This window comes from Roseateles microcysteis (assembly GCF_036880965.1).
Taxonomy (GTDB): domain Bacteria; phylum Pseudomonadota; class Gammaproteobacteria; order Burkholderiales; family Burkholderiaceae_C; genus JAUASW01.
On sequence record NZ_JBAJMV010000012.1, the window covers coordinates 1 to 10,000 of the forward strand.

The window sequence follows — 10,000 nt, forward strand, 5'->3', positions numbered from 1 at the left end:
TGCACGCTGCAAAAGCAAAAACCCTCCGACTCATGGGAGTCGGAGGGTTTCGCGGGGTAAATAGCCTGACGATGACCTACTTTCACACGGGAATCCGCACTATCATCGGCGCTGAGTCATTTCACTGTCCTGTTCGGGATGGGAAGGAGTGGGACCAACTCGCTATGGTCATCAGGCTTGACTGGTTGGCTCATTGAGACCTGGGAAGGTGCTCAACAAACCCAATTTGTAGAGTTGCGCAACTGATCTCTCAATTATAGCGCTCGAATCAGCTTGTGTATTTTGATTGCGTTCAATTCAGACTTCTGAAGAACAGCATAACTGTGTTTGACTCAATATAGCCTCTGATCTGTTCTTTCGAACTGTCAAAGTTATAGGGTCAAGCCTCACGGGCAATTAGTACTGGTTAGCTTAACGCATTACTGCGCTTCCACACCCAGCCTATCAACGTCCTGGTCTCGAACGACCCTTCAGGGGGCTCTAGGCCCCGGCAAGACTCATCTTGAGACGAGTTTCCCGCTTAGATGCTTTCAGCGGTTATCTCTTCCGCACTTAGCTACTCGGCGATGCCACTGGCGTGACAACCGATACACCAGAGGTGCGTCCACTCCGGTCCTCTCGTACTAGGAGCAGGCTCTCTCAATCTTGCAGCGCCCACGGAAGATAGGGACCAAACTGTCTCACGACGTTTTAAACCCAGCTCACGTACCTCTTTAAATGGCGAACAGCCATACCCTTGGGACCGGCTACAGCCCCAGGATGAGATGAGCCGACATCGAGGTGCCAAACACCGCCGTCGATATGAACTCTTGGGCGGTATCAGCCTGTTATCCCCAGAGTACCTTTTATCCGTTGAGCGATGGCCCTTCCATACAGAACCACCGGATCACTTTGTCCTACTTTCGTACCTGCTCGACTTGTCAGTCTCGCAGTCAAGCACGCTTATGCCAATGCACTATCAACACGATTTCCGACCGTATTTAGCGTACCTTCGAACTCCTCCGTTACACTTTGGGAGGAGACCGCCCCAGTCAAACTGCCCACCATACACTGTCCCCAATCCCGATAAGGGACCAAGGTTAGAACCTCAAACACACCAGGGTGGTATTTCAACGTTGGCTCCATAGAAACTAGCGTCCCTACTTCAAAGCCTCCCACCTATCCTACACAGATCTGTTCAAAGTCCAATGTAAAGCTACAGTAAAGGTTCATGGGGTCTTTCCGTCTTTCCGCGGGGAGATTGCATCATCACAAACATTTCAACTTCGCTGAGTCTCTGGAGGAGACAGTGTGGCCATCATTACTCCATTCGTGCAGGTCGGAACTTACCCGACAAGGAATTTCGCTACCTTAGGACCGTTATAGTTACGGCCGCCGTTTACTGGGACTTCAGTCAAGAGCTTGCACCCCATCATTTAATCTTCCAGCACCGGGCAGGAGTCACACCCTATACGTCGACTTTCGTCTTTGCAGAGTGCTGTGTTTTTAATAAACAGTTGCAGCCACCGATTCTCTGCGGCCCCATTCTGCTCCCCAAGTAAATGGTTCACATACTAGAGGCACACCTTCTTCCGAAGTTACGGTGTCAATTTGCCGAGTTCCTTCTCCAGAGTTCTCTCAAGCGCCTTAGAATACTCATCTCGCGCACCAGTGTCGGTTTGCGGTACGGTCGTTGTAAGCTGAAGCTTAGTGGCTTTTCTTGGAAGCAGGGTATCACTCACTTCGTCTGCAAGCAGACTCGTTATCACGCCTCATCTCATCCCCCCGGATTTGCCTAAGGGGCACGACTACACGCTTGAACCAACTATTCCAACAGTTGGCTGAGTTAACCTTCTCCGTCCCCACATCGCACTTACAATCGGTACAGGAATATTTACCTGTTTCCCATCAGCTACGCATCTCTGCCTCGCCTTAGGGGCCGACTCACCCTACGCCGATGAACGTTGCGTAGGAAACCTTGCGCTTTCGGCGAGGGGGCTTTTCACCCCCTTTAACGCTACTCATGTCAGCATTCGCACTTCTGATACCTCCAGCAGGCTTCACAACCCACCTTCTCAGGCTTACAGAACGCTCTCCTACCACGTGCAATAAATTGCACATCCGCAGCTTCGGTAACTGGCTTAGCCCCGTTACATCTTCCGCGCAGGACGACTCGATCAGTGAGCTATTACGCTTTCTTTAAATGATGGCTGCTTCTAAGCCAACATCCTGACTGTTTTAGCCTTCCCACTTCGTTTCCCACTTAGCCAATTTTGGGGACCTTAGCTGGCGGTCTGGGTTGTTTCCCTCTTGAGTCCGGACGTTAGCACCCGGTGCTCTGTCTCCCAAGCTGTACTCATCGGTATTCGGAGTTTGCTAAGGTTTGGTAAGTCGCCATGACCCCCTAGCCTAAACAGTGCTCTACCCCCGATGGTAATACTTGAGGCACTACCTAAATAGTTTTCGGAGAGAACCAGCTATTTCCAAGTTTGTTTAGCCTTTCACCCCTATCCACAGCTCATCCGCTAATTTTGCAACATTAGTCGGTTCGGACCTCCAGCACCTGTTACGGTACCTTCATCCTGGCCATGGATAGATCACTTGGTTTCGGGTCTACACCCAGCGACTATGACGCCCTATTCGGACTCGATTTCTCTACGGCTTCCCTATTCGGTTAACCTCGCCACTGAATGTAAGTCGCTGACCCATTATACAAAAGGTACGCAGTCACCCCTTTCGAGGCTCCTACTTTTTGTATGCATGCGGTTTCAGGATCTATTTCACTCCCCTCCCGGGGTTCTTTTCGCCTTTCCCTCACGGTACTTGTTCACTATCGGTCGATTACGAGTATTTAGCCTTGGAGGATGGTCCCCCCATATTCAGACAGGATTTCACGTGTCCCGCCCTACTCTATTCGCGCCTAGTTCCACAATCTGCATTTTTCATACGGGGCTATCACCCGCTATGGCCGGACTTTCCATTCCGTTCTGATATACAAACTGCTAAAACGCGAGGGCTACTCCGATTTCGCTCGCCACTACTTTCGGAATCTCGGTTGATGTCTTTTCCTCGAGCTACTGAGATGTTTCAGTTCACCCGGTTCGCCACAATGACCTATGTATTCAGTCAGAGTTACCTCTTGCGAGGTGGGTTTCCCCATTCGGAAATCTCCGGATCAAAGCTAATTTGCCAGCTCCCCGAAGCTTATCGCAGGCTATCACGTCCTTCGTCGCCTGTAATCGCCAAGGCATCCACCACATGCACTTATTCACTTGACCCTATAACTTTGACAGCGCTGACAGCACTGCCGATCAAGGAACTTACCACCCAGGTATCGTTCACCCGAGTGGCTATATTTGAGTATTCACGCGTTACGCCGTTCTTCATACCTAATCAACTTAGCAACCACCTTTCAGCAATCACTACTTCGCTTAGTTGAAGTCTATGTTTGACGCAATCAAAATGTTGCCGACGGCACGGTGTCCAGCCCCACAAATCCGAAGACTCGCGAAGAAACTGAACTTTCCGTCGACAACGCTGATTCGACTCTACAAATTGTTAAAGAACAACAGCCAATAAAGGCTGGCAAACCACAATACCCACTCCGGATATTTTGGTTTGCCAACGCTGAGTGAAGATAAATGGTGGAGGATGACGGGATCGAACCGACGACCCCCTGCTTGCAAAGCAGGTGCTCTCCCAGCTGAGCTAATCCCCCGGGATCTCTTTCATAGCCTCTCGGCTTGAATTCCGTGGTGGGTCTGGCTGGATTCGAACCAGCGACCCCCGCCTTATCAAGACGGTGCTCTAACCAACTGAGCTACAGACCCACGCGAACTCTTCGCGTGCCCTGTGCCAGTGCGCTCACCTGTTGAGGCCAGCTCGGCAGGCTCACGCTTATTTCACTCTTACTGTTGAATTACAGCCGATAAGTGTGGGCGCTTAAAAATGAGTCATTTGGATCTCGCTCATGCTCAGCATATATGCTGAACCGTGGCTCAATCTATTCTAGAAAGGAGGTGATCCAGCCGCACCTTCCGATACGGCTACCTTGTTACGACTTCACCCCAGTCACGAACCCTGCCGTGGTAATCGCCCCCCTTGCGGTTAGGCTAACTACTTCTGGCAGAACCCGCTCCCATGGTGTGACGGGCGGTGTGTACAAGACCCGGGAACGTATTCACCGCGGCAAGCTGATCCGCGATTACTAGCGATTCCGACTTCACGCAGTCGAGTTGCAGACTACGATCCGGACTACGACCGGTTTTCTGGGATTAGCTCCCCCTCGCGGGTTGGCAGCCCTCTGTACCGGCCATTGTATGACGTGTGTAGCCCTACCCATAAGGGCCATGATGACCTGACGTCATCCCCACCTTCCTCCGGTTTGTCACCGGCAGTCTCATTAGAGTGCCCTTTCGTAGCAACTAATGACAAGGGTTGCGCTCGTTGCGGGACTTAACCCAACATCTCACGACACGAGCTGACGACGGCCATGCAGCACCTGTGTTCTGGCTCTCTTTCGAGCACTCCCAAATCTCTTCAGGATTCCAGACATGTCAAGGGTAGGTAAGGTTTTTCGCGTTGCATCGAATTAAACCACATCATCCACCGCTTGTGCGGGTCCCCGTCAATTCCTTTGAGTTTCAACCTTGCGGCCGTACTCCCCAGGCGGTCAACTTCACGCGTTAGCTACGTTACTGAGAAGAAACCCTCCCAACAACCAGTTGACATCGTTTAGGGCGTGGACTACCAGGGTATCTAATCCTGTTTGCTCCCCACGCTTTCGTGCATGAGCGTCAGTACAGGTCCAGGGGATTGCCTTCGCCATCGGTGTTCCTCCGCATATCTACGCATTTCACTGCTACACGCGGAATTCCATCCCCCTCTACCGTACTCTAGCTATGCAGTCACAAAGGCAGTTCCCAGGTTGAGCCCGGGGATTTCACCTCTGTCTTGCATAACCGCCTGCGCACGCTTTACGCCCAGTAATTCCGATTAACGCTTGCACCCTACGTATTACCGCGGCTGCTGGCACGTAGTTAGCCGGTGCTTATTCTTCAGGTACCGTCATGAGGCGTCTGTATTAGAAACACCCTTTTCTTCCCTGACAAAAGCGGTTTACAACCCGAAGGCCTTCTTCCCGCACGCGGCATGGCTGGATCAGACTTGCGTCCATTGTCCAAAATTCCCCACTGCTGCCTCCCGTAGGAGTCTGGGCCGTGTCTCAGTCCCAGTGTGGCTGGTCGTCCTCTCAGACCAGCTACAGATCGTCGGCTTGGTGGGCCTTTACCCCACCAACTACCTAATCTGATATCGGCCGCTCCAATTGCGCGAGGTCTTGCGATCCCCCGCTTTCACCCTCAGGTCGTATGCGGTATTAGCCACTCTTTCGAGTAGTTATCCCCCACAACTGGGCACGTTCCGATATATTACTCACCCGTTCGCCACTCGTCAGCATCCGAAGACCTGTTACCGTTCGACTTGCATGTGTAAGGCATGCCGCCAGCGTTCAATCTGAGCCAGGATCAAACTCTACAGTTCGATCTTGATTTACTCAACGGAATCGACAAAACCATTTACATGATTCCATCTAATTTCCGTGAGCGTTTAAAGTCTAAGAGACTTGATACTCGTCACCAAGCATCAAAACTCACCTTCAAACGCCCACGCTTATCGGCTGTGAATTATTAAAGAACAGTGAGAATCTTTTGATTCTCTTGCGTCGATCGCTGACCAACGCAGAAGCGAGATTATGAGTGATAACGATCTTATCGTCAACCCTTAATTGCTTCTTTTTCTGCAAGCTCCCGTTGCCGGGAGCATCAGCAGATGCAAACCTTCATCACAACGCCTTGGCGCCCTGAATGCTTGCATCTGCTGACACAGATGGAAACGCCCAGTCTTGCGACTGGGCGTCTCAGGTAAATAGCCTGACGATGACCTACTTTCACACGGGAATCCGCACTATCATCGGCGCTGAGTCATTTCACTGTCCTGTTCGGGATGGGAAGGAGTGGGACCAACTCGCTATGGTCATCAGGCTTGACTGGTTGGCTCATTGAGACCTGGGAAGGTGCTCAACAAACCCAATTTGTAGAGTTGCGCAACTGATCTCTCAATTATAGCGCTCGAATCAGCTTGTGTATTTTGATTGCGTTCAATTCAGACTTCTGAAGAACAGCATAACTGTGTTTGACTCAATATAGCCTCTGATCTGTTCTTTCGAACTGTCAAAGTTATAGGGTCAAGCCTCACGGGCAATTAGTACTGGTTAGCTTAACGCATTACTGCGCTTCCACACCCAGCCTATCAACGTCCTGGTCTCGAACGACCCTTCAGGGGGCTCTAGGCCCCGGCAAGACTCATCTTGAGACGAGTTTCCCGCTTAGATGCTTTCAGCGGTTATCTCTTCCGCACTTAGCTACTCGGCGATGCCACTGGCGTGACAACCGATACACCAGAGGTGCGTCCACTCCGGTCCTCTCGTACTAGGAGCAGGCTCTCTCAATCTTGCAGCGCCCACGGAAGATAGGGACCAAACTGTCTCACGACGTTTTAAACCCAGCTCACGTACCTCTTTAAATGGCGAACAGCCATACCCTTGGGACCGGCTACAGCCCCAGGATGAGATGAGCCGACATCGAGGTGCCAAACACCGCCGTCGATATGAACTCTTGGGCGGTATCAGCCTGTTATCCCCAGAGTACCTTTTATCCGTTGAGCGATGGCCCTTCCATACAGAACCACCGGATCACTTTGTCCTACTTTCGTACCTGCTCGACTTGTCAGTCTCGCAGTCAAGCACGCTTATGCCAATGCACTATCAACACGATTTCCGACCGTATTTAGCGTACCTTCGAACTCCTCCGTTACACTTTGGGAGGAGACCGCCCCAGTCAAACTGCCCACCATACACTGTCCCCAATCCCGATAAGGGACCAAGGTTAGAACCTCAAACACACCAGGGTGGTATTTCAACGTTGGCTCCATAGAAACTAGCGTCCCTACTTCAAAGCCTCCCACCTATCCTACACAGATCTGTTCAAAGTCCAATGTAAAGCTACAGTAAAGGTTCATGGGGTCTTTCCGTCTTTCCGCGGGGAGATTGCATCATCACAAACATTTCAACTTCGCTGAGTCTCTGGAGGAGACAGTGTGGCCATCATTACTCCATTCGTGCAGGTCGGAACTTACCCGACAAGGAATTTCGCTACCTTAGGACCGTTATAGTTACGGCCGCCGTTTACTGGGACTTCAGTCAAGAGCTTGCACCCCATCATTTAATCTTCCAGCACCGGGCAGGAGTCACACCCTATACGTCGACTTTCGTCTTTGCAGAGTGCTGTGTTTTTAATAAACAGTTGCAGCCACCGATTCTCTGCGGCCCCATTCTGCTCCCCAAGTAAATGGTTCACATACTAGAGGCACACCTTCTTCCGAAGTTACGGTGTCAATTTGCCGAGTTCCTTCTCCAGAGTTCTCTCAAGCGCCTTAGAATACTCATCTCGCGCACCAGTGTCGGTTTGCGGTACGGTCGTTGTAAGCTGAAGCTTAGTGGCTTTTCTTGGAAGCAGGGTATCACTCACTTCGTCTGCAAGCAGACTCGTTATCACGCCTCATCTCATCCCCCCGGATTTGCCTAAGGGGCACGACTACACGCTTGAACCAACTATTCCAACAGTTGGCTGAGTTAACCTTCTCCGTCCCCACATCGCACTTACAATCGGTACAGGAATATTTACCTGTTTCCCATCAGCTACGCATCTCTGCCTCGCCTTAGGGGCCGACTCACCCTACGCCGATGAACGTTGCGTAGGAAACCTTGCGCTTTCGGCGAGGGGGCTTTTCACCCCCTTTAACGCTACTCATGTCAGCATTCGCACTTCTGATACCTCCAGCAGGCTTCACAACCCACCTTCTCAGGCTTACAGAACGCTCTCCTACCACGTGCAATAAATTGCACATCCGCAGCTTCGGTAACTGGCTTAGCCCCGTTACATCTTCCGCGCAGGACGACTCGATCAGTGAGCTATTACGCTTTCTTTAAATGATGGCTGCTTCTAAGCCAACATCCTGACTGTTTTAGCCTTCCCACTTCGTTTCCCACTTAGCCAATTTTGGGGACCTTAGCTGGCGGTCTGGGTTGTTTCCCTCTTGAGTCCGGACGTTAGCACCCGGTGCTCTGTCTCCCAAGCTGTACTCATCGGTATTCGGAGTTTGCTAAGGTTTGGTAAGTCGCCATGACCCCCTAGCCTAAACAGTGCTCTACCCCCGATGGTAATACTTGAGGCACTACCTAAATAGTTTTCGGAGAGAACCAGCTATTTCCAAGTTTGTTTAGCCTTTCACCCCTATCCACAGCTCATCCGCTAATTTTGCAACATTAGTCGGTTCGGACCTCCAGCACCTGTTACGGTACCTTCATCCTGGCCATGGATAGATCACTTGGTTTCGGGTCTACACCCAGCGACTATGACGCCCTATTCGGACTCGATTTCTCTACGGCTTCCCTATTCGGTTAACCTCGCCACTGAATGTAAGTCGCTGACCCATTATACAAAAGGTACGCAGTCACCCCTTTCGAGGCTCCTACTTTTTGTATGCATGCGGTTTCAGGATCTATTTCACTCCCCTCCCGGGGTTCTTTTCGCCTTTCCCTCACGGTACTTGTTCACTATCGGTCGATTACGAGTATTTAGCCTTGGAGGATGGTCCCCCCATATTCAGACAGGATTTCACGTGTCCCGCCCTACTCTATTCGCGCCTAGTTCCACAATCTGCATTTTTCATACGGGGCTATCACCCGCTATGGCCGGACTTTCCATTCCGTTCTGATATACAAACTGCTAAAACGCGAGGGCTACTCCGATTTCGCTCGCCACTACTTTCGGAATCTCGGTTGATGTCTTTTCCTCGAGCTACTGAGATGTTTCAGTTCACCCGGTTCGCCACAATGACCTATGTATTCAGTCAGAGTTACCTCTTGCGAGGTGGGTTTCCCCATTCGGAAATCTCCGGATCAAAGCTAATTTGCCAGCTCCCCGAAGCTTATCGCAGGCTATCACGTCCTTCGTCGCCTGTAATCGCCAAGGCATCCACCACATGCACTTATTCACTTGACCCTATAACTTTGACAGCGCTGACAGCACTGCCGATCAAGGAACTTACCACCCAGGTATCGTTCACCCGAGTGGCTATATTTGAGTATTCACGCGTTACGCCGTTCTTCATACCTAATCAACTTAGCAACCACCTTTCAGCAATCACTACTTCGCTTAGTTGAAGTCTATGTTTGACGCAATCAAAATGTTGCCGACGGCACGGTGTCCAGCCCCACAAATCCGAAGACTCGCGAAGAAACTGAACTTTCCGTCGACAACGCTGATTCGACTCTACAAATTGTTAAAGAACAACAGCCAATAAAGGCTGGCAAACCACAATACCCACTCCGGATATTTTGGTTTGCCAACGCTGAGTGAAGATAAATGGTGGAGGATGACGGGATCGAACCGACGACCCCCTGCTTGCAAAGCAGGTGCTCTCCCAGCTGAGCTAATCCCCCGGGATCTCTTTCATAGCCTCTCGGCTTGAATTCCGTGGTGGGTCTGGCTGGATTCGAACCAGCGACCCCCGCCTTATCAAGACGGTGCTCTAACCAACTGAGCTACAGACCCACGCGAACTCTTCGCGTGCCCTGTGCCAGTGCGCTCACCTGTTGAGGCCAGCTCGGCAGGCTCACGCTTATTTCACTCTTACTGTTGAATTACAGCCGATAAGTGTGGGCGCTTAAAAATGAGTCATTTGGATCTCGCTCATGCTCAGCATATATGCTGAACCGTGGCTCAATCTATTCTAGAAAGGAGGTGATCCAGCCGCACCTTCCGATACGGCTACCTTGTTACGACTTCACCCCAGTCACGAACCCTGCCGTGGTAATCGCCCCCCTTGCGGTTAGGCTAACTACTTCTGGCAGAACCCGCTCCCATGGTGTGACGGGCGGTGTGTACAAGACCCGGGAACG

4 tRNA genes and 6 rRNA genes (1 of these 10 cut by a window edge) are annotated in these 10,000 nt (G+C 51.2%); all 10 read right to left on the minus strand.

What is annotated here, in order from left to right:
- Nucleotides 1-63: 63 nt before the first annotated feature.
- Nucleotides 64-176, minus strand: a 5S ribosomal RNA gene (gene rrf, locus V3596_RS21630).
- Nucleotides 177-375: 199 nt separating this feature from the next.
- Nucleotides 376-3,257, minus strand: a 23S ribosomal RNA gene (locus V3596_RS21635).
- 364 nt (nt 3,258-3,621) lie between these two features.
- Nucleotides 3,622-3,697: transfer RNA gene (locus tag V3596_RS21640), tRNA-Ala, on the minus strand.
- A gap of 35 nt (nt 3,698-3,732) precedes the next feature.
- A tRNA-Ile gene (locus V3596_RS21645) sits at nt 3,733-3,809 on the minus strand.
- Nucleotides 3,810-3,991: 182 nt separating this feature from the next.
- Nucleotides 3,992-5,520 (minus strand): 16S ribosomal RNA (locus tag V3596_RS21650).
- 387 nt (nt 5,521-5,907) lie between these two features.
- Nucleotides 5,908-6,020: ribosomal RNA gene (rrf, locus tag V3596_RS21655) — 5S ribosomal RNA — on the minus strand.
- Between the two features lie 199 nt (nt 6,021-6,219).
- Nucleotides 6,220-9,101: ribosomal RNA gene (locus V3596_RS21660) — 23S ribosomal RNA — on the minus strand.
- 364 nt (nt 9,102-9,465) lie between these two features.
- A tRNA-Ala gene (locus V3596_RS21665) sits at nt 9,466-9,541 on the minus strand.
- A 35-nt stretch (nt 9,542-9,576) separates the two neighbouring features.
- Nucleotides 9,577-9,653: transfer RNA gene (locus V3596_RS21670), tRNA-Ile, on the minus strand.
- A 182-nt stretch (nt 9,654-9,835) separates the two neighbouring features.
- Nucleotides 9,836-10,000: ribosomal RNA gene (locus V3596_RS21675) — 16S ribosomal RNA — on the minus strand (it continues 1,364 nt past the right edge of the window).
- The 16S, 23S and 5S rRNA genes sit together here with 4 tRNA genes alongside, the layout of an rRNA operon.